Annotated in this window: 25 protein-coding genes; 22 read left to right on the top strand and 3 right to left on the bottom strand. The window is 67.4% G+C overall.

Translation table 11 applies throughout. The features are described 5' to 3' along the window. Positions 1-10 precede the first annotated feature (10 nt). The 6 genes from Mco01_RS36745 to Mco01_RS36720 all read left to right on the top strand — a co-directional run bounded on the left by Mco01_RS36745 (position 11) and on the right by Mco01_RS36720 (position 2620). Positions 11-511 (top strand): hypothetical protein, encoded by a 501-nt coding sequence (locus tag Mco01_RS36745; RefSeq protein ID WP_204061431.1) that lies wholly within the window; start codon positions 11-13, stop codon positions 509-511. Beyond that, positions 511-1257, top strand: a complete 747-nt coding sequence (locus Mco01_RS36740; protein WP_204061430.1) for a hypothetical protein — start codon at positions 511-513, stop codon at positions 1255-1257. The genes Mco01_RS36745 and Mco01_RS36740 overlap by 1 nt, the downstream gene beginning before the upstream one ends. A gap of 77 nt (positions 1258-1334) precedes the next feature. Next, positions 1335-1700 carry a hypothetical protein gene (locus Mco01_RS36735; RefSeq protein ID WP_204061429.1) on the top strand — a complete coding sequence of 122 codons (366 nt, stop codon included), beginning with the start codon at positions 1335-1337 and terminating at the stop codon, positions 1698-1700. Continuing rightward, complete coding sequence (locus tag Mco01_RS36730) at positions 1697-1981, top strand: hypothetical protein (RefSeq protein WP_204061428.1); 285 nt, start codon at positions 1697-1699, stop codon at positions 1979-1981. Before Mco01_RS36735 ends, Mco01_RS36730 begins: the two co-directional genes overlap by 4 nt. Further along, positions 1974-2249: a hypothetical protein gene (locus Mco01_RS36725; RefSeq protein ID WP_204061427.1), complete on the top strand. Its 276-nt coding sequence runs from the start codon at positions 1974-1976 to the stop codon at positions 2247-2249. The genes Mco01_RS36730 and Mco01_RS36725 overlap by 8 nt, the downstream gene beginning before the upstream one ends. Beyond that, positions 2249-2620, top strand: coding sequence for a hypothetical protein (locus tag Mco01_RS36720; RefSeq protein WP_204061426.1), 372 nt, complete (start codon positions 2249-2251; stop codon positions 2618-2620). The genes Mco01_RS36725 and Mco01_RS36720 overlap by 1 nt, the downstream gene beginning before the upstream one ends. Positions 2621-3102: 482 nt before the next feature. Here the strand turns inward: Mco01_RS36720 and Mco01_RS36715 are convergent, their stop codons facing one another. After that, a complete protein-coding gene (locus Mco01_RS36715; protein ID WP_204061425.1) occupies positions 3103-3408 on the bottom strand; it encodes a sigma factor-like helix-turn-helix DNA-binding protein in 306 nt (101 codons plus the stop codon). Between the two features lie 219 nt (positions 3409-3627). Here Mco01_RS36715 and Mco01_RS36710 point away from each other — a divergent pair, with 219 nt between their 5' ends. Genes Mco01_RS36710 through Mco01_RS36685 form a run of 6 tightly spaced genes read left to right on the top strand, consistent with a single transcriptional unit; the run spans position 3628 to position 7128 of the window. After that, positions 3628-4854: a hypothetical protein gene (locus Mco01_RS36710; protein WP_204061424.1), complete on the top strand. Its 1227-nt coding sequence runs from the start codon at positions 3628-3630 to the stop codon at positions 4852-4854. Further along, a complete protein-coding gene (locus Mco01_RS36705) occupies positions 4851-5093 on the top strand; it encodes a hypothetical protein (RefSeq protein WP_204061423.1) in 243 nt (80 codons plus the stop codon). The genes Mco01_RS36710 and Mco01_RS36705 overlap by 4 nt, the downstream gene beginning before the upstream one ends. Beyond that, positions 5090-5380 carry a hypothetical protein gene (locus Mco01_RS36700; RefSeq protein WP_204061422.1) on the top strand — a complete coding sequence of 97 codons (291 nt, stop codon included), beginning with the start codon at positions 5090-5092 and terminating at the stop codon, positions 5378-5380. The genes Mco01_RS36705 and Mco01_RS36700 overlap by 4 nt, the downstream gene beginning before the upstream one ends. Further along, positions 5377-5832 carry a hypothetical protein gene (locus tag Mco01_RS36695; RefSeq protein WP_204061421.1) on the top strand — a complete coding sequence of 152 codons (456 nt, stop codon included), beginning with the start codon at positions 5377-5379 and terminating at the stop codon, positions 5830-5832. The genes Mco01_RS36700 and Mco01_RS36695 overlap by 4 nt, the downstream gene beginning before the upstream one ends. After that, on the top strand, positions 5829-6290 hold the full coding sequence (locus Mco01_RS36690; RefSeq protein ID WP_204061420.1) for a hypothetical protein: 462 nt from the start codon (positions 5829-5831) through the stop codon (positions 6288-6290). The genes Mco01_RS36695 and Mco01_RS36690 overlap by 4 nt, the downstream gene beginning before the upstream one ends. A 55-nt stretch (positions 6291-6345) precedes the next feature. Next, entirely contained in the window at positions 6346-7128 is a 783-nt protein-coding gene (locus Mco01_RS36685) for a hypothetical protein (protein WP_204061419.1), read from the top strand. Between the two features lie 128 nt (positions 7129-7256). Here the strand turns inward: Mco01_RS36685 and Mco01_RS36680 are convergent, their stop codons facing one another. Both Mco01_RS36680 and Mco01_RS36675 read right to left on the bottom strand, forming a co-directional pair. Next, complete coding sequence (locus tag Mco01_RS36680) at positions 7257-7934, bottom strand: hypothetical protein (protein ID WP_204061418.1); 678 nt, start codon at positions 7932-7934, stop codon at positions 7257-7259. Positions 7935-7944: 10 nt separating this feature from the next. Next, entirely contained in the window at positions 7945-10548 is a 2604-nt protein-coding gene (locus Mco01_RS36675) for a hypothetical protein (protein ID WP_204061417.1), read from the bottom strand. 1413 nt (positions 10549-11961) lie between these two features. Here Mco01_RS36675 and Mco01_RS36670 point away from each other — a divergent pair. The 10 genes from Mco01_RS36670 to Mco01_RS36625 form a co-directional block, all read left to right on the top strand. Further along, the gene (locus Mco01_RS36670; protein WP_204061416.1) at positions 11962-12516 is read left to right on the top strand and encodes a hypothetical protein; all 555 of its coding nucleotides are present in this window, start codon (positions 11962-11964) and stop codon (positions 12514-12516) included. 546 nt (positions 12517-13062) lie between these two features. Further along, positions 13063-14250: a hypothetical protein gene (locus tag Mco01_RS36665; RefSeq protein ID WP_204061415.1), complete on the top strand. Its 1188-nt coding sequence runs from the start codon at positions 13063-13065 to the stop codon at positions 14248-14250. A 30-nt stretch (positions 14251-14280) separates the two neighbouring features. After that, positions 14281-14448 (top strand): hypothetical protein, encoded by a 168-nt coding sequence (locus tag Mco01_RS36660; RefSeq protein ID WP_204061414.1) that lies wholly within the window; start codon positions 14281-14283, stop codon positions 14446-14448. Further along, complete coding sequence (locus tag Mco01_RS36655) at positions 14438-14677, top strand: hypothetical protein (protein ID WP_204061413.1); 240 nt, start codon at positions 14438-14440, stop codon at positions 14675-14677. The genes Mco01_RS36660 and Mco01_RS36655 overlap by 11 nt, the downstream gene beginning before the upstream one ends. A gap of 21 nt (positions 14678-14698) precedes the next feature. After that, a complete protein-coding gene (locus Mco01_RS36650) occupies positions 14699-15412 on the top strand; it encodes a hypothetical protein (RefSeq protein WP_204061412.1) in 714 nt (237 codons plus the stop codon). Next, a complete protein-coding gene (locus Mco01_RS36645; RefSeq protein ID WP_204061411.1) occupies positions 15405-15671 on the top strand; it encodes a hypothetical protein in 267 nt (88 codons plus the stop codon). Before Mco01_RS36650 ends, Mco01_RS36645 begins: the two co-directional genes overlap by 8 nt. Continuing rightward, positions 15659-15901, top strand: a complete 243-nt coding sequence (locus Mco01_RS36640; protein WP_204061410.1) for a hypothetical protein — start codon at positions 15659-15661, stop codon at positions 15899-15901. The genes Mco01_RS36645 and Mco01_RS36640 overlap by 13 nt, the downstream gene beginning before the upstream one ends. Before the next feature lie 100 nt (positions 15902-16001). After that, on the top strand, positions 16002-16424 hold the full coding sequence (locus Mco01_RS36635) for a hypothetical protein (RefSeq protein WP_204061409.1): 423 nt from the start codon (positions 16002-16004) through the stop codon (positions 16422-16424). Then, complete coding sequence (locus tag Mco01_RS36630) at positions 16421-16651, top strand: hypothetical protein (RefSeq protein ID WP_204061408.1); 231 nt, start codon at positions 16421-16423, stop codon at positions 16649-16651. Before Mco01_RS36635 ends, Mco01_RS36630 begins: the two co-directional genes overlap by 4 nt. Next, the coding region (locus tag Mco01_RS36625; protein ID WP_204061407.1) for an FAD-dependent thymidylate synthase at positions 16648-17186 on the top strand (539 nt) is incomplete at its 3' end. The genes Mco01_RS36630 and Mco01_RS36625, both read left to right, overlap by 4 nt.

The raw sequence follows: 17186 nt of genomic DNA, 5'->3' as shown, positions 1-17186 counted from the left end.
ACGTGACCTCGTGACCCTCGCGAAGGAACTCGCGCAGCCCGAGATGGAGCGCCGCTCGGTCTGGCACCTGCTCGCCGGATGGAACAACTGGGTCCTCGTCCTCGTCCGGCACACGAAGAAGGGCTCACCGCCCGAGAAGCCGGCCGGGGTACCGGCCGTCCGGATCCGCCCCGAGTTCCTCCGCCGTGCCGGCGTCGATCTGTCGCCGGAGCAGTTGATCCACGAGCGGATGGGCCGGTACCTCCGCGCGCAGGCCCAGGAGGCGCCGCAGATCGACGTCGACCAGGCGGCCTCCGTCGCGACCGACGCGGCCCTCGCGGTGCTCGCCGAGCTCAGCGTCCCGCTCCCTGGCACCCGTGCACACGACCAGCAGGACGCGCGGCTACGCGCGGCCGGCGTCCGCCAGTTCGCCGACTCCCTGACCATTCCGGACCGGAAGGACGCGCACCCGATGGACGCGCGGTACGCGGCCCAGGCTCGTGAGCTCGCCGACATGATCGAGGCCTTTTGATGGCCGGCCTCAAGCAGCGGCCGGGGGACCAGCCGCTCCCGATCGTGAACAACGAGCCCGACATCCAGACGCAGGTGATCGCCGACATCGAGCACCGCCGCGAGGTCGGTATCCAGCGGTACGGGACCGCGCTGCAGCCGTTCAACGGGCGCGACGCGCTCCGGGACCTGTACGAGGAGCTCCTCGACGGCGCCATGTACGCCAAGCAGTCCATGGTCGAGCGCGACAAGAGCACGGGCCAGGAGCAGGCCGAGTGGGACCTGGCCATGACGTACCTCGTCAGCGACAGCGCTCTGACCTGTCCGCGAACCGACTGCGGCGAAGACATCCTCACCGACGACCTCCCGCCGTACGAGTTCGGGACCCTCTGGGACGCCCTGTGGCGGCACGAGGCCGAGCATGACGGTCTGGAGGCCACGCGGTGCACGGTCGTCGACGTGCCCGGCGTCGGGTCGGCCCGCGTCCAGGGCGACCTCGACGAGCAGGGCGCGGCCCACCTGGCCGAGGTCGTGAAGGCCGCCCAGCGTAAGCACGTCGAGGACCTCAAGGCGCAGGGCCGTGACGAGCTGCGCGACACGCTCCTGGCTCTCCGGGCCCAGTGGGCCGGGCGGCGTGCCGAGCGAGAGGCCCACCGCGAGACCGCCGATGGCCCCACCGCCCGTCTCGCCTCCATCGAGCACGACATCTATGCCCGCGTCATCGGCGAGCTCGACGAGGTGCTCAGCGCGCTGGGGGTGGCCCGGTGATCCGCCGCTTGGCCGCCGCCTGGACCCGCCTCGTCGAGCACCTCGCCGCCGCCTTCGACACCGAGGAGGACGAGTAGATGCCCGCCCTGATCCGCCAGCTCCTCCTCTCGCTCACCCGCCCCATGCCCGCCCTCCACCACGAGCTCAAGAAGGCCCGCGCGGAAGCGGCCGAACTCACCGAGCGCCTGGCCGCCCGTACCAAGGAGCTCGGCCAGGCCCACACCGAGAACGAGCAGCTGCGCCAGCACCTGGCCACCGCCTACGAGGTTCTGGCCCAGCACGACAGGGGCACCGAGCTGGCGGGCGCGACGGTGTACATCGACCGCGCCATCCAGACGCCTCCGCCTCCGATCAACTACCGGGAGGAGGCACTGCGCGAGCGGGAGCGCGCCAACGCCCTCGAGGAGCGCCTCGCCATCGCCGAAGGGCGGGCACGCCGATGACCACGCCCGCCCGCGTCCAGGTCGACGAGGACCACCTCGACGACCGCATCGGCCGCGCCATCGAGCAGCACCGCGACCACATCGCGGCCGCCGCCCGCGTGGAGGTGGCTGTCGAGCTCACCGCGCGCGAGTCCCGCATCGCCGAGCTCGAGCATGCCCTGCGGGAGATCGCCCGCCGCACCATCCAGCGCGACCTCAACCAGCTCGCCCACGCCGCGCTCGGACACACGCCGAACGCGCACACCGTCGCGCTTCTCGCCGACGAGGGTGCCGGTGGCTGACGAGCGCACCGAGACCAGCCCGGCCGCTGACGGCGGCCGGGCCTGCCGGCATTGGAACGGCGCCCGGACGCGCTACTGCAGCAGCACGGACGACGTCCACCTCTACCCGGGCGGCCTCCGCTGCAAGACCCACACCCCGGCCGCGCTCGCCGGGCGGCCGGAAGCCTCCGGCCAGTACTGCGCCCCAGCCCGCCACTACTGCATCCCCGCCGGCAACCCATGCCCCGCCGCCCCCGCGGACGCGACAGAGGCGGAGGAGGCCGCCTGATGCCGATCCGACCCGAGAACAAGCACCGCTACCCGGCCGACTGGCCCGAGATCTCCCGCGCCGCCAAGGAAGCAGCGGGATGGCGGTGTGCCTGCACCGGCGAGTGCGGACGCGGCACGCACGAGGGGCGCTGTCCGAACGTCCACGGCCAGCCGGCGTACGGCACCGGCTCCACGGTGGTGCTCACCACCGCGCACCTCAACCACACGCCTGAGGACTGTCGGCCGGAGAACCTGCGGCCGATGTGCAACGGGTGTCATTTGCACTACGACCGCGATCACCACCGGGAGACTGCCGCCCGCACACGGGAAGCGCGACGTCGCGCGGCAGGCATAACACCGCTCTTCGATGTTGGCGGGGGGCTTGCCTGATGTCCCCTTACCCCCTTAGGTACCTGAACACCCAGGTCAAGAGGTATACCAGCCTTCCTGTGCCCGCCATTTCGGCCGCGCTGTCTTACGTTTCCGCAGATCACAACGTGTCCGAGATCCTAAGGGGGAACACGTCCACGACGTGGGTGTCCTCGGATGAGGGCTGCGGTTTGACGGTTGCCGATATTAAGCAGACACAAGCAGCTCACCTGCGCCGACGCGTCTCCAGGGACACCGTCAAGAGCTCGGCGGGAACGCCTATCTGCAGGTCAGAGCCAGTGTCCACTAAATATCGGCAACATACGGTGGACGACTTGACGATGGTTATTTCCCCAAAGTCAGCAAACAAGGGCATTTCCAGGCCCTGGGAGCGCGCTCAAGGCGCACCTCAGCGTCTCTGGAAATGCATCGGGCCTGGTCGCGGTATCCAAGATTACCTTGGGGAAATAACCGCGATGCCGCCTACCTGCGCGAAGAGTGCGTCAGGACGCGGGTGGCGCAGCGTTCCGCGCGACCGAATCGCGGCTCGACCCGTGCACCATCGCGTTACGCAACTCCCGCACCTCATCGCTCAACGCCTTCGGGTTGATGTCTCGCACGGCCACCGTGAGCCGGCGGACCTGCTCGCGAGTCAGCCCGAGATGCTCCGCGATCTCCTTCTGCGGGACGCCCTTCTCGCGGGCCTCCGCGATCGCCACCCCGAGTTGCTGCCGAGCCAGCGCGAGGATGCGGTCCGCCTCGGCCTGGGCCATCACCAGGAACTCGCGCGCGTCGTCGATGCCGCTCATCGGGTCGTCCACCTTCCCATGGTTGCACCTCTGATTAGGCCACCTTAGAGGTAGGCCACTTCAATGGTAGGCCACATCAAGATGTGGCATAGTCTCAATCCGGCACCACGAAGGGGGACCAGATGGACACCACCGGCCGATTACCCGCCCCGCCCCGGCTGGAGTGACCCCTCTCTCACCGATTGGAAGCGAACGAGCGTGAGCGCACAGGCGCGCGGCGTGGCCATCGACGAGGCCGAACCCCCTGCATGGGTGAAGGCCTACGTCAGCCCCGACCAGCTCAAACTGAACCGCGGCCTGCTCTGGGTGCTGCTGATCTACAAGCGCCGGGGCATGGAGTCCTCGCGCGTCAACGTGGCGCAGCGGCTGTACGTGCACACCGTCGGCAGGGATCGCAAGGAGGCCAACCCCGGCTTCAAAGCACTCGCTGACGACCTCGGCCTGTCCGACAGGACCGTCGAACCGGCGCTGGAAGACCTTGAGGGCGAGGGCTGGGTTGTCGTCATAAGGCGGCGGCGGCACCCGAACCTGTACCGGCTCGCGTGGCCATATGAGGACGTTCTCGGCGGGCCGGACGACGCGGAGGCGCTGTGCGGGCGGCCGACGTCGAAGGAGGGGACGTGCACCCGGCGGACGGGCTGGGGGACGGACACACCGGGGGTCGGGCCGTGCAAGTACCACCGCGATGGACCGCAACAGTTGCGGTTGAACGACCCTGTTGACCCACCTGTTGAACCGCAACCGTTGCGGTCAAAGGAGCCTGTTGAACCGCAACCACTGCGGTCTAACCCTGTGGATAACTCCGAAATCGAGCCGCGTTCGACCGCAACCGTTGCGGATTTTGACCGCAACCATTGCAGCTTTGAACCGCAACCAATGCGGAGTTCGACCGCAACCATTGCGGTGGAGTACGTAGAGAGTGCGTTAGGGAGTACGTCAGAGAGTTCGAAGCCCCTGGTTCTCGCCGTAGGCGAGCTGACGGACCGTACTGCGCGCGCGACGCAGGCGCCTCCGGCGCAACCCGTAACTTCACTCACCGCGCGATCTGTCATCGCGACCATCCGCCGCTACCGCGACGCGCCCGGATGGGTGAAAACGCGACACCTCGTCCCCATGGCCCAGCGCGCCCTCGCCGCCGGATTCGGACGGGACGCCATCCAGCGCTACGCCGCCCTCGTCGCCACCGAAAACCGCTACGCCGAACACCAGCACATCCCCGAACTGCGCGAGGTCCTGCGCCGCCTCAGCCGCGACGTCGCACGCGGCGACGCCTGCCGCCCGCACGGCACCCCCGAATGCGCCCCCTGCACAGCCGAGCCGACCGGCGACAGGCCGTGGACGGAAGCCGACCAGGCCGACCTCGAACGCGTCCTCGACCACCTCAGCCACACCCCCGACCAGACCGGGACCGACGCCCTCCACCTGCCCACCAGGAGGAACCCGTGACCACCACCAAGCCCGAGGTCGGCCCGGCATGGCGCGACCTCCGCAAGGCCATCGCCGCCGAACTCCGCCCCTACGTCCAAGCCCACCTCCTCGACGACCTCGCCATCCGTATCGTCGCCAACCACGTCGCCGCCCCCGGATGGCGGCCGCCGCTCCGCCCCGACCCCGACGTCATCGTCGACGCCCGCCGCACCCGCACCGCCCAAGGCCTCGCCGCAGCACCCGGCGGTGACCAGTGACCCGCACAACCAAGTGCCGCAGCTGCCGCAAGGACCGCCGCGAATGGGCCGACCGCCTCTGCCGCAAGTGCGCGAAGACCCATCCCCGGACGCTCACCCTTCACGAGCTCGGCGAGGCCGACTGGCGCACCACCGGCGGCCGCGCCCGCATCACCGCCTGGCTGACCGCCGCCGGCCACGACCTCTCCGCCGTGTGGCACGTGCAGATCCACGCCACGACCGCCCAGGTTTTCCGCGTGGGTGAGCCGGCCGCCGTCGTTGAGCTGACCGCGGAGCGTGCCGCGTGACGCTCCTCGCTGACCAGCCGGGCCTGTTCGACCTCGACACACCCGCCCCCGCGCCGGCGCCGTGGCGGAAGCGCGCCCGCGCCCTGACGCACACCCCACGCCCCCGCCGCACCAAGGAAGCCCAGGCCGAGGAGTGCGAACCCGCCTGCCTCACCTGCGGCAAACCCGAAGGCCGAGGCCTCTGCCACCCCCGATGCGCCGTCATCTGCACCCACACCCGCCAACCCGACCGCGTCGAAGTGTGCCTCGTCACCACCCACGTCACCGCGCTGCTCGTCGAAGGCACCCGCACGCTGACCGGCTCCCACCAGCACGCCCTCGTCTGCTGCCCGTTCTGCGGCGACGTCCACCACCACGCCCCCACCTACGGCGCCCGCTACCGCCTCTCCGGATGCGGCCAGCCCTACATCGTCCACCTCCACCGCCCCCGCATCACGAACGGAGCGCCATGACCGCCGTCGACGAACTCCGAACCGCCGCCGCCCACCTGGCCGAGATCCTCCCGTTCCGCCTATCCGCCAACGTCCGAGTCGTCCGCGACCCCGACGACCGCATGGACACCCTCGCCTTCTGCTACGCCCAGCACGACTTCCGCCCCGACGAGGCCTGCGGCGCCTGCGAAACCATCGACATCGGAGACGAGACCCTCGCCGCGCTGATCGTCCGCGTGCTCACGGCCCGCGGCCCGCTCGCCCTATGGCTCCTCGAGGTCGCCTCCGACGCCGAGAAGCACGCCGCGCACGGCATAGGCAACGACATCGACGAGATCGCCACCGGCCACCCCCTCGCAGCCGCCCGCGCGATCAACGCCGCAACCCCCCACGGCTCCTCCGCCTCAAACGCCCCACGCGCGCCCCTGACCGCCACACAGCCGGGCGCACGCCCCTCGGCCGGTGTCACCGGACCCTGAAACCCGCAAAAACGATCACAGCCCCGCCAAGCCACACCCGAGGAGACCCGCCGTAGTGACCGACCCCATGGGATACGACCACCTGATGCGTCACGCCGGCGCCATCTGGTGCGACGAACACGGCCGCTGGGAGTGCTCGAAGAAGTCCAAGCGCACCGAGCAGCGATGCCACGCCTTCGCGATCCGCGGCACAGCGGCCTGCGTGAACCACTCTGGGGTGCCGACGAGCGTGGCCAAGGCGAGGGGTGAGGCGGCCACCGCCTGGTCCGCGCTGTCTGGGCAGTCGGTGATCTCGCACACCGAGGCCGTGCTCGGCATGCTGCAGATGTCCTGGTTGCGTGCCCACCTGTACGCGGGCCTGTTGGAGCGGCAGTTCGCCGACGCCCAGGCCGACGAAGAGGTCGGCGCCGGCGGGGGAGGCCTCGGCGGGGACCCGGAGCTGGGGCACGGCCGCGGGCTGATCGGCCCCACCCGCGGCGCCGTCAAGGACATCGGGATCTACGTCACCGGCGAGGCCGCCCGCGCGCTCACCGTCCTGGAGGGCCAGGAGCGCGACCGCGTCGTCAGGTTCGCGAAGACGGCGCACGACATGGGCATCGCCGAGCAGCAGGTCAGGTTGGCCGAGCAGCAGGGCGTGATGCTCGCGGAGGTGATCCGCCGCACCGCCGACGCCCTCCTCCTCGCCGTCTTGCAGCTTGTCGAGGAGACCGCCGGCCGGCACGGCGCGGAGCCCCTCGCTGCCGTCCTGGACACGACGGTGCGCGCCGCGTGGCCAGGCTGGCTGTCCGCAATCGTGCCGCAACAAATCGCCGCCGTCACCATGGGAAGCGAGAGCTGATACCGACGCCGGGGAGCGCTCTCCGCAGACATGAAGTCAGGAGTTTGGCGGACGTCAGCGCGAAAGGCTCTCGTTCACCAGCCCCCGGCTCACTCGGCCGGCGCAAAGTTCTGCGGGCAGGTTGGCAACTAGCACTTGATAAGAAAGCCGTTACTGGTTTTCGTGATATCAGCCACAGCGCTAAGGACGTCTTCAGACTTGATAGGAATTACGGGATTATCGAGTGTGGAGACCGGCATTGCGCGGATGAAGATAGTGAGAGAAAAGTGAAAGAAGGGGCCCAGCCATTTATTTACCCATCCGCGCATGTTTAGTAGGTGGCCGTGTTCTACTTCAACTCCGGTGAATGCGACTTCGGCTTGAGTGCCTGCTCCGCTGTCGAACCCATCCAAATTGTCAAGACGGGCGATCCAGATTTGAGTTGTTCCGCCATCGGGGTAGTCGACCAGGTAGCGTTCAAGTACAAACTTCGCTATTGCTGTGTCTGCCCTGATTTCCAGAATCGGCACGGCCCAGGTGGGGTCTGCAGTCAATAGACTGGGCTTTCGGGCTTGCGGAGTCGCTGCACTCTTACCACCGGTTCCTCTTTTTGTGCGGGCGGAAGCCGATGGCGACAAATCATCAGGATCGCTGGCGGGTGTATCCATCTTGAATATGTATGTGTCCCACTGAAGTCCGTCCTGGCCGCGCATATGGTCGGAAATTGTGAAGCCCAAGGAGACCAAGTCGGCCGCTGAGCCAGTGACGGCGGTTGCAGCCGCTAATTCGGTCAGAATTGCCACGACGGCTGCCGGAAGGATGGGCATATAGACTCCCCTACTTGGCGGGGGGTGGGGCAGGGAAAGTGGAGTCTGTGTTGCGTTTCGGAAGAGACGAGTCGGAGTCGAGCCAAACGAGAGTCGTTGGTAGCCTGACTTCCCAAGTGTCGCCCACCGGCGTCCCGTCATCGGGCGCTCCGGTCTGGGCTGCGATCTCTTGGGCCACCGAGACATACTCCTTATGGCCAGGGATCGGTGCCGATCTGCCATGCCAGGGCTTGCCTGTTGCTAAGTAGTACAAGACGGTGCAAGCAAAGCCGGGGCGGGCGGCCAGAACGACGCGGGCTGAGCCGGCCCGAAGAAACCGGGCGTAATTTGGGTCCGGGGATGTGATTCCCTGCAGGTCGTCCCACCGGTCGGCGGAAGCCCAGAAGTAGGGGTACATGACAAACGTCAAGTTCTCCCACTCAAAGGCCTGTTCCAGGAACTGGATAAGCGCAGCGCCCTGCCGCGACTCCGCGATCTTGGTATGTGGCCGTTCATTCGCGTCGAAGTCCAGAAAATCAGTGCCGGCGAACCGCTTTCCTGCTAATAACTCGAGCACCTGGCGCTTCAGTTCCTCGCGCATCATCCGCTCATTTTCTCCCGGAGAGCGGCCCTTGATGTCGATGGCCGCCTGGACCTGGCGGGCGGCTCGCTCGTCCTCGTGTGCATGTAGCAGCTCGAAGTAGGCGGCTTGTAGCTTCGCATAGGTCTCAAGCTGCCATGTGAGCAGCCGGTCAGGGAGGCGGTCACATTGAACCCTGACTTGAACCGACATGAGGCCGAAGTTCGCCGACAGGACGGTTATTGGAAGAATTCCAGTGCGTCGTCCATCTAGTTTCCCGCCGATTTTTACGGAAAATGCTCCTCTTGCGCCTTTGGGGATAACTACGTTGTGGGGTTCGGCTGGGTCGTTCTGGCTGTCGCCCACGGTGATGAAGGCCGCGGGTGGCATAAAGTCGTAGCTGTTCTTTTTGTCTGGACCGGTGTTCCACGCTGGGGTTATGGCATCAGCCTGGTCCCACGTACTGACCCACCCGTCCCACCGGTCAGCAGCCTGGTACCCCTCAGGGACGTGCACAGGCGCGCCCTCTGGTGCTCCCGCAGTACCAGTCCCGGGCGCCGAACCTTCCATCGGTGTGATCCATAGGTCAACCGCGGTCTTGTCTTGACCCGGATCACCCGCAGGCACATTCAACCATCCACTGACGGTAACGGACTTAGATGGTGGAGGAGTGATTCCGAGGGCATGCCAGCGGGCGGCCAGCCGCAGGTAGTACGTGGGTGACGTAGGGCTTTCGGAGATGTCGGTTGGGAGAAGAGCGGGATTACTCTCGCTCTCGCTCTTGCCATTGGAAGTGAACGGCACGGGCGCTGTCGTATGGAAACCTTGTTCACTATGGCGATGTTCCAGCCAACGCAGGTAAGCGCCGGGCTCGGGAACCTCAAACTCCAAGAGGAACCGGTGCGGGTACTTGTACGTCCGGAGCCGTACGATCTTGTCGACCCACCGATAGACGCCCGCCGCAGCCCCTCCCTCTGCGTTGTCGATGCGATGGGTATTACGATCCTCGATCCGGGTCAGTGTGCGGGAAACCCGTTGCTCACGGGTCCGCTCCTCAACTCGATTAACAGCCCTTGCCACGATCTCGCGCGCCTGTTGCACGGCCTGCCGCTGCGACTGTTCCGCGGAGTAGTCGAGGCTGCCACCGATGTGGGTGTCCAAGTGGGTGGGTCCGTACTGACCAGAGGTATCGACTTGTCCCTCGACGTGAGCAGCCAGTTTAGTCTCGCCGCGGGATTCGGCGCTTAGGTCGAACCGGCTTGTGCTCTGCGCGTCGAGCTCCTGCGTTCGAGAAACGTCGGTCTCATTTGTGACGGTGAGCTCGCTCTCGTCAGTGCGAGTCAGCACACGCTCACGAAACTCGTGAGCCATCACGTTTTCGATGTGGGCAATCTCCCCCGGTACGTACCGGTTCCACTCCTCCCGAACCACGTAAAGATCCGCCCACCCAGGCTTACGGGCCAGCGCGCTACGGAGTGGGATGAAGATTTTGTCGGGGTATAGAACGAGCCTGTCGCGTAGCGCCCACAGGACGTCGTCTGCGCCGGCGATGCTCTGCGGTGCCTTCAGAAGCAGTTCAACCAGCCCAAGTATCCGCGTCGCACGGTAGACCGCCTGTTGAACCTGAGCATCTGCCTCGAATTGCCCCGCAGCAACAAGCAACTCTGCCCACGCACGTGCCGCCTGCGTGAACGGATGCTCAGCTGCGAAGAGCTCTCGCTGGAGTACGTCTCCAGGGAACGCTTTCGTGATCCTTTCGCGCAGATTCTTTGGCGATACGCGATCTTCATTCGCAATCAACCACTCGTCGAGCACGTCGATCTGCCGCTTCAGAGGAAGATCGGTCGACTCGAACTTGGTCGGGTTATTGAGCAGAACCGCGAGCTGATCAGCGAATACGTCCCCTCGGTCCTCTGGGTCCGCCTCCATCAGGGCTTTCAGGTAGTTAGAGTTTGCGAGCCAGACCTCCAACTTGAGGGGAGGCCGCCTTTTGGGCTCGGCATGTGCCCGTTGTGGTGCCCTGGCGACCACGAAACGCGTCACTTCACTCGTCATCCGGGCACCCGTCTCCCCACTCGACGCGTCCGACCTAGGATTCACAGTCGGCCGGTGTCTTCGGACTGGCAAGACTCAATATGGTTTCGACCCGGACAATGACACATAACACATACCGCCGGCGGTCGTGGGCGGTCAGATTCGGCCCGGAACCTGCAGGGTCACCAGAAGCAGGGTCCGGCGCCGTACCGCGGCTGGGCACCAGACCCGACCTCTTCGCCCTGGCCAGCCTCACCGGCCGCTTCTACGCAACCGGCCTTGCGATCAGGTTTATCGACCTTTGCCCGAGGGCGGAACCATGCTGCATTCACCGCCGAGGACGTGACAAAGAAACTCGATCGGATAGATGACCTTCTCGACGCCTTCCAGAAGGTCGCCCGTGTCGAGATAACCAGAGAGAGAGCCGCTCTCACCAACCCTCGTCAGCTGGAGAAGTAGGCCTCACACCTCATCACCTCCCGGCGGCGGAACCCGCGCTCGCCCCGCTCATGTCCGCTTAAGCGGCACCGAGTCCGTCAGGTACCTACGGCCCCCACCGTGCCGCTCCGCACCGCCACCGCGGTACGGAGCGGCTCGTGCTGGTGGGCGATATTCCCTGGCCGCGCACGACGGACTCGGGCGGGCTGGTGGCGGCGCTGAGGAGGTCGCTTCTTACCGTCCGTTGTCGGTGGGTTCCTCCCATCCGTGGTGCGGCCACACTCCGATCATGTCCATGAAGTCCATGCCAAGCTCGATATCCCGCCTGTACTCCTCCCAATCGTGCAACAGAGCCCCTCTCCATCCCCAGCGGAAGGGGTCGAAATTGTCCATATCCCCAACGGCTTCCCGCGGCTCCTGATCCTCAACGGCTTCCCGCGGCTCCTGCCCGTACCGCGACGAGGGACTGACCGGGACACGGCGCCTGAGGCCGAAAGGGTCGAGAGGGTTGATGGTGGTGTCGAGCCCGCCGTCCCGTCGCCTCGTTACGGGCGGGGCCGCCTGCCGCATGGGCGGCGGGGCCGCCTGCCGCATGGGTGGCGGGGCTGCCGCCTGCATGTGGGCTGGGGTCGCCGGTCCCACGTCGGCGAAGTCCTGAGCGGAAGCGGCGGACTGCACGGCAATCGACAGGAACGCCGCCGAAACGGTTATGCCGCCCAAGCGTGTGAGGTTTCGCATCGCCCACCTTTCTCTAAGTAGCCGATTACCTCGTGGGCGATACCCCGTCATTCTTGTCGCCCCACGCCGACACGCCCGCAGGTGGTCGCGTTCGTCCCGGGACGTGACCATGAGTTGATGCGGGATGCATCACGCACGCTGGAGATCATGGGCCCGCATGACGAAGCTCCAGCTCCGTGAGGAGCCCGCGGCCTGATATCGCTGCACGAGCGGGCCTCAACGGGCCCGGCTCGGCGGTGCGAGGAGCTGCTTTAGGGGGTGACCGTGTCCGACGTCCGGGCCGGTAACGGCCGCTACGACCGCGACCCCGAAGTCGCCCGCCGGGACGCCGAGGCGTGCGAGCTCCGCGCCCAAGGCCTGACGTACCAGCAGATCGCCGACGAGCTCGGCCTGTCATCGAAGGGTCAGGCGTACGAGGCCGTCCAGCGCGCGCTCCGGGACATCGTCCAGGAGCCCGCCGACGAAGTGCGGCAGCTCGAGCTCCTCCGCCTCGACGAGCTCGCCCGACGCGCCCGCACGGTGATGCTCGCCAAGCACCTGGTTGTCGACAAGGGCACCGTCGTCATCTGGGAGGGCGCTCCGCTCATCGATGACGCCCCGGTCCTTCAGGTGATCGACCGGCTACTGAAGATTCAGGAACGCCGCGCCCGGCTGCTCGGCCTGGACGCCCCCCAGCGCGTCAGCGTGGACGCCCAGCAGATCGGCGAGGACATCATGACCCTCATCGCTGCGCTCGCCGGCGGGGACGACGAAGATGACGACCACGAGCTCGTCGACGAAGACCAGGGCGACGACGGCGACCCGGACGCCTGACCTCGCCCGCATCGCCGCCTCCGTCGACGAGCTCGTCCGCGCCGGCGACACCCGCCGCCTCCGCCAGGTGCACCGGCAGCTCAAGTCCGCGGTCGACCGGAAGCGGGTCGCCGAGCGCACCCGCCGGTTCGGCCGGGACCCGGTCGGCTGGGTGCGCCGACGGCTCCGCCAGTTCGTCTGGTCCAAGCAGGCCGAGGTCCTGGAGTCCGTCCGCGACCAGCGGCGGACCGCGGTACGGTCCGGGCACGGCGTCGCCAAGTCCCAATCGTCTTGGCTGTCGATCTGTCGCTTGGGCAGGACGGCAAATCTGGTGATGGGCTACGAGGCCGGGTTGATCCCTGTACTCGGAATCGTCTACCAGTTCCATCACCGTGAGTTGCAGGACTTCCTCGCAGCTTCCGGAATGACACCATCGAGGCTGCCCCGGCTTGCTCCTAGATCACATAGCGTGGAACAAGTCGGCGGCCCCCCCGCGCCACACGAGGGACCGCCAAGAACCGTTCGCAATCAGCCGACCCAAGGTTACAGACTCGGGGAGGCCACCACGTGATCACCACAGAGCAGTTCACACCAGATGGTGCCTGCCACGGCGCATGCAACCACAGGAACCGGACTACGCTCGCGGCCTACCAGCGCGCACTCGAAGACCACGCCGACGCCACCGACACCTGGTACCGCAACGGCCAGAAGGGCGACCCGCCGGCCGAACCCACCGTGCCCGACCTCCGCTGGTACCCCGGCAACCCCCTGTTCTGCGCCCGCGACGTCGCCGCCGCCCGCCGCTCCCTCCTCGAGCTCGACACCCAGGCCGCCCAACTCGCCGCCACCAGCGACGGGCACCGCGGCCTCGGCACCGCCGACGGCAAGGTGTCCGGCTCCAAGACCACGTCCAGCGTGTCCCCGGTGGCCGACATTCTCGACCGCATGCTCGGCGACCTCCTCGACGCGGAGGACGAATGGCGGCAGCTGCGCGGCTACGCCTCCCGCCCACCCGCCCAGCGCGGCCCCCGAGGCTCGCACCCCCGATCCCGCACCATCGGCTGGCTCGCCGACCACCTGGCCGACATGCTCGCCCACCCCGACTTCCTGCAGCTCCCGCGCACGATTTATCGTTGGGAACGGGTCCTCCGGCACCTCACCAAGGACGACCGGACGAGCCCCTCGTCCCCGATCCGGTGCCCTCGGCCGACGTGCGGCGAGCGCAGGGTGTCGTGGGACGACGAACGCCACTACTACGCCTGCGGCGCCTGCGGAAACGTCCTCTACCAGGATGAGCACGACCAGCATGAACGCGAGCAGGCCGAAGCCGCCGAGGCCGCGCGCCTCGCCGCCGGCCCCCCGCCCGCCGCCGTTCAGCACCGGCCACTCACCCCGCGCCCACGCGACGACGGCGAGACCCGCACCGCCGGCACCCTGCCCGTGGTCGACCCCATCCGCATCGACCCGGACACCTACCGGCTGATCTTCCGCGCCCCGTACAACCGGCCCCTCACCGAAGCCGAGTGGCCCGACCTACCGTGGCCGACCTGCCCGGCGTGCGGAGGCCGCATCCGCGTCCAGCACGTCACCGTCGGCCGCTCAGGCAGGACCGAGGTCGCCGTCGGCAGCCGGACGCTCCCCGCGTTCGACCCGTGGCGGGAGGCGCTGCCCGGCGCCTGGCGGTGCGCCGGCCACGAGGACCGGCCGGGGTGCGGCGCGACCGGACACACCTCCGGCGTGGATAACCGGGCATGACTGGCCCTCGCACGGGAGAATGGGCTCATCGTGCTCCCATCCCCTCCTCGCTCCCCGGTCGACGTCGTCCCCTGTCCCCGCTCGGACGACGTCTGGCTGCTGCCCGCCATGTGGCCGGTTCGCCTGTCCCCGGCCGAGCGGCGCGAGCTCGCGCAGCTGCTGCTCGCCTACGACGAGGCGGCCGCGGATGAGTCGTAACACGCTGACGGTGTTCGGCCCCGACGGGCCGCCGCTGTGGGAGCTGATCGCGCACGAACGCGAACGCCCCTCCGACAGCTGGTTCGTGGAGTGCGAGCCGACCGGCGTCGTCACCTTCCGCTGCGCCTGCGGCGAACGCGTGATCGACCGGGCCGACGAGACCGTGCGCCAGGCCCGAGAACACCTGCGCACCCAGCACCCCGACTGGGACCAGATCCCCGACGACTGACGGACAGCCCCCAGAGGACCGATGACGCCCACACCCAACCCCGTCTCGACGGTAGTCAACCCGCTGATCGACAACGCGACGATGCCGCCAGTGACGCCGGCCAGTCCGTCCTTCACCGACCAACTACAGGGGTGGGGGACCGTCGCCGCCGCAGTGCTCGCTCTGGCCATCGCCGTCGCCGGATGGATCATCACCAGTGCGCAGCGCAAGGCCGACCAAACCGAAGCGAACAGGCAACGGGAAGAAGATCGGGCAGACGCCGATCGACGCCTGCTCGAAGAGCGGGCAGATGCGGACCGGCGTCTGCTCGAAGAGAGGGCAGCTGCCGACCAGCGCCTCCTGCAGGAGCGACAAGCGGCCGATGAACGCCTCCAGCGCCAGCTCGACGCCCAGCGTGCACGTGACCAACGGGACTTCCTGATAGATCAACTGCAAGCCCTCATCCGACTGTTTGCGGAGTACCTCACTGAGAAGCGCATGGCCCCCTACATGGCCCGTTTCAACGCCCAGTTGCTCGTAATCCCTGACCGCTATGCCTCTCTGCTGAGGCGCTACACCGGGATTGCCGAACAACGACTTTCGGCGGAGGAAGCAAATGAACGGCTGCGAGAGCTCACCAGGAATCGGAACGGGCACCAAACGCCGCCCCAGCAGATTCCTGTTGAGTGGATCTACCGAGAGATCGCTGACAACATCAACGAATTACTGAGTGAGAAGGAGTCCCGCGATGGATGACCTGATCGCATTCCTCCACGCTCGTCACGATGATGCTCGCCGTGCCATGCTCGAGGCGCAGGACGCCGACGAACCTGGCTGGTACCAAGCCGAGCGCGACCTCCAGGCCAAGCGAGCCCGCCTCAAGTACCTCGAATTCGTCCTCGCCGGCCACCACCTCGCCGTGGAAGAGCACGCCCAGGCCGAGCACCTCCTCCGCCTGGAGGCCGCCGCCTACGACTGGCACCCGGACTACCGGAGCGACGAATGGCTGCCGTGAGCTGCAGCCACCCGGCAGCCGTGCCCGTCGAGTCCGTCGTCACAGGGCAGATCCTCGCCGCCCTCTGCCCGACCTGCGGCGCCCAGCTCCCGGCCGGGTTCCTCAGCTGCGCGCACGAGACCACGATCGACACCACGTCCATGGAGGAGCGGGGTCCGCGGAGGCACTGCCTTGGCTGCGGCGCCACGTGGTGCGAGCAGGAGGCGGGATGGCCTGCGGCGATGTTCTGAAGATGAGGGGAAGGGGCGTGGGCGAGCTGATCAGGTTGCTTCGCGCCACCGTCCAGGCGTTCGGCTACCGGCACTGGTCCGGCTGGCAGGAAGGATGGGCATGACCAACCCCGTCGACAAGATGTTCAACAAGATCGCTCGCTGGCTGATCAACAGGTCACCCCGGGCACGCGCGTGGGCCATCCTCGACGCCAGCACCTCCGACTCTGAGAAAGACCGCGCCCTCGTCAACCAGAAACGACTCGATCTCCTGGCGCTGCTCAGCACCATGCACGTCGAACCCGAGCGCCGCTTCGACATGGCGGCCGCCGAGGTCAAGAACTTCATCTACGACGGCGGCAAGTCCATCCCAGACCCCCATCAGTTCGCGGCGATGCGGGCCTGCCTGGAGCTCATCTCCTACCTGAACGCAACCCTTGCCGCAGAGCGCGGTGAGTCGAGCCAAGAGACCTGGCAGCGCGTGGCGATGAACATGGCGAAGTGGGCCAGCCGGGACGCCGACCCATGGGAAGAGCGACCGTGAACGACGACGGCTGGGAGCAACGCATGTCCGAGCGGGCCATGGCCCGCATGGCGATCGCCGAGGCCGAGCAGATCGCCCGCGACGCAGCCGAAGGACACGAGGACGACGAGGAACCGGGCTGGATCACGGTCATCCCGGGCAGCCCCGAAGGCAGGCGCACCACGGGGCTCATCAGGTACGTCCTGGACCACGAGAACGGCGGCATGAAGCGACTGGAGGAACGATGACGCGTCACGTTGAGCCCGAGGTGTTCCTCGTCGCCCGCCCCCAGCTCGACTTCGACGAGCTCGCCCGCTACCTCCACGAGGTCGGCGGCGAGTCCTGGCTCGAACGCCTTGACCGCGACCAGCTCACCCCGCAGGACCTCGCCGAGTTCGCCGGCCGCCTCTGCTACCGCTCCTTCGAGCCCGGCCTGAACCCGAACGTCAACCGCATCCGGACGGACCAGGACGCCTACCTGCGCAACATCCTGGCGAGCTCCCACGGCAGCGTGCTGGAGCACATCAGCTTCAGCTTCGTGCTGCACAACGTCTCCCGCGTGCTCACCCACGAGCTCGTGCGACACCGGCCCGGCGTGGCCATCTCACAGGAGTCCCTCCGCTACGTACGCCTGGCCGACATCCCGTTCTGGTTCCCCGACTGGGCCCGCCAGGACCCGGAGCTGATGAAGCGCGCCAGCGAGCTGCTCGACCGCATGGAGGAGTTCCAGACCTGGGCGGCCCAGCACTTCGGCCTCGACGACGACGGCGCCGACTTCGGCCT

It is taken from the genome of Microbispora corallina (genome assembly GCF_016863035.1).
GTDB classification, from domain to species: Bacteria; Actinomycetota; Actinomycetes; order Streptosporangiales; family Streptosporangiaceae; genus Microbispora; species Microbispora corallina.
This window is presented reverse-complemented; position numbering and strand designations above follow the sequence as displayed.

What these genes read in the sequence shown, in the direction of transcription:
- Mco01_RS36650 (WP_204061412.1), top strand. Translation starts at nt 14,699, where the DNA reads ATGACGCCCACACCCAACCCCGTCTCGACGGTAGTCAACCCGCTGATC.
- Mco01_RS36635 (WP_204061409.1), top strand. Translation starts at nt 16,002, where the DNA reads ATGACCAACCCCGTCGACAAGATGTTCAACAAGATCGCTCGCTGGCTG.
- Mco01_RS36720 (WP_204061426.1), top strand. Translation starts at nt 2,249, where the DNA reads ATGCCGATCCGACCCGAGAACAAGCACCGCTACCCGGCCGACTGGCCC.
- Mco01_RS36740 (WP_204061430.1), top strand. Translation starts at nt 511, where the DNA reads ATGGCCGGCCTCAAGCAGCGGCCGGGGGACCAGCCGCTCCCGATCGTG.
- Mco01_RS36690 (WP_204061420.1), top strand. Translation starts at nt 5,829, where the DNA reads ATGACCGCCGTCGACGAACTCCGAACCGCCGCCGCCCACCTGGCCGAG.
- Mco01_RS36640 (WP_204061410.1), top strand. Translation starts at nt 15,659, where the DNA reads ATGGCTGCCGTGAGCTGCAGCCACCCGGCAGCCGTGCCCGTCGAGTCC.
- Mco01_RS36675 (WP_204061417.1), bottom strand. Translation starts at nt 10,548, where the DNA reads ATGACGAGTGAAGTGACGCGTTTCGTGGTCGCCAGGGCACCACAACGG.
- Mco01_RS36715 (WP_204061425.1), bottom strand. Translation starts at nt 3,408, where the DNA reads ATGAGCGGCATCGACGACGCGCGCGAGTTCCTGGTGATGGCCCAGGCC.
- Mco01_RS36735 (WP_204061429.1), top strand. Translation starts at nt 1,335, where the DNA reads ATGCCCGCCCTGATCCGCCAGCTCCTCCTCTCGCTCACCCGCCCCATG.
- Mco01_RS36680 (WP_204061418.1), bottom strand. Translation starts at nt 7,934, where the DNA reads ATGCCCATCCTTCCGGCAGCCGTCGTGGCAATTCTGACCGAATTAGCG.
- Mco01_RS36645 (WP_204061411.1), top strand. Translation starts at nt 15,405, where the DNA reads ATGGATGACCTGATCGCATTCCTCCACGCTCGTCACGATGATGCTCGC.
- Mco01_RS36730 (WP_204061428.1), top strand. Translation starts at nt 1,697, where the DNA reads ATGACCACGCCCGCCCGCGTCCAGGTCGACGAGGACCACCTCGACGAC.
- Mco01_RS36655 (WP_204061413.1), top strand. Translation starts at nt 14,438, where the DNA reads ATGAGTCGTAACACGCTGACGGTGTTCGGCCCCGACGGGCCGCCGCTG.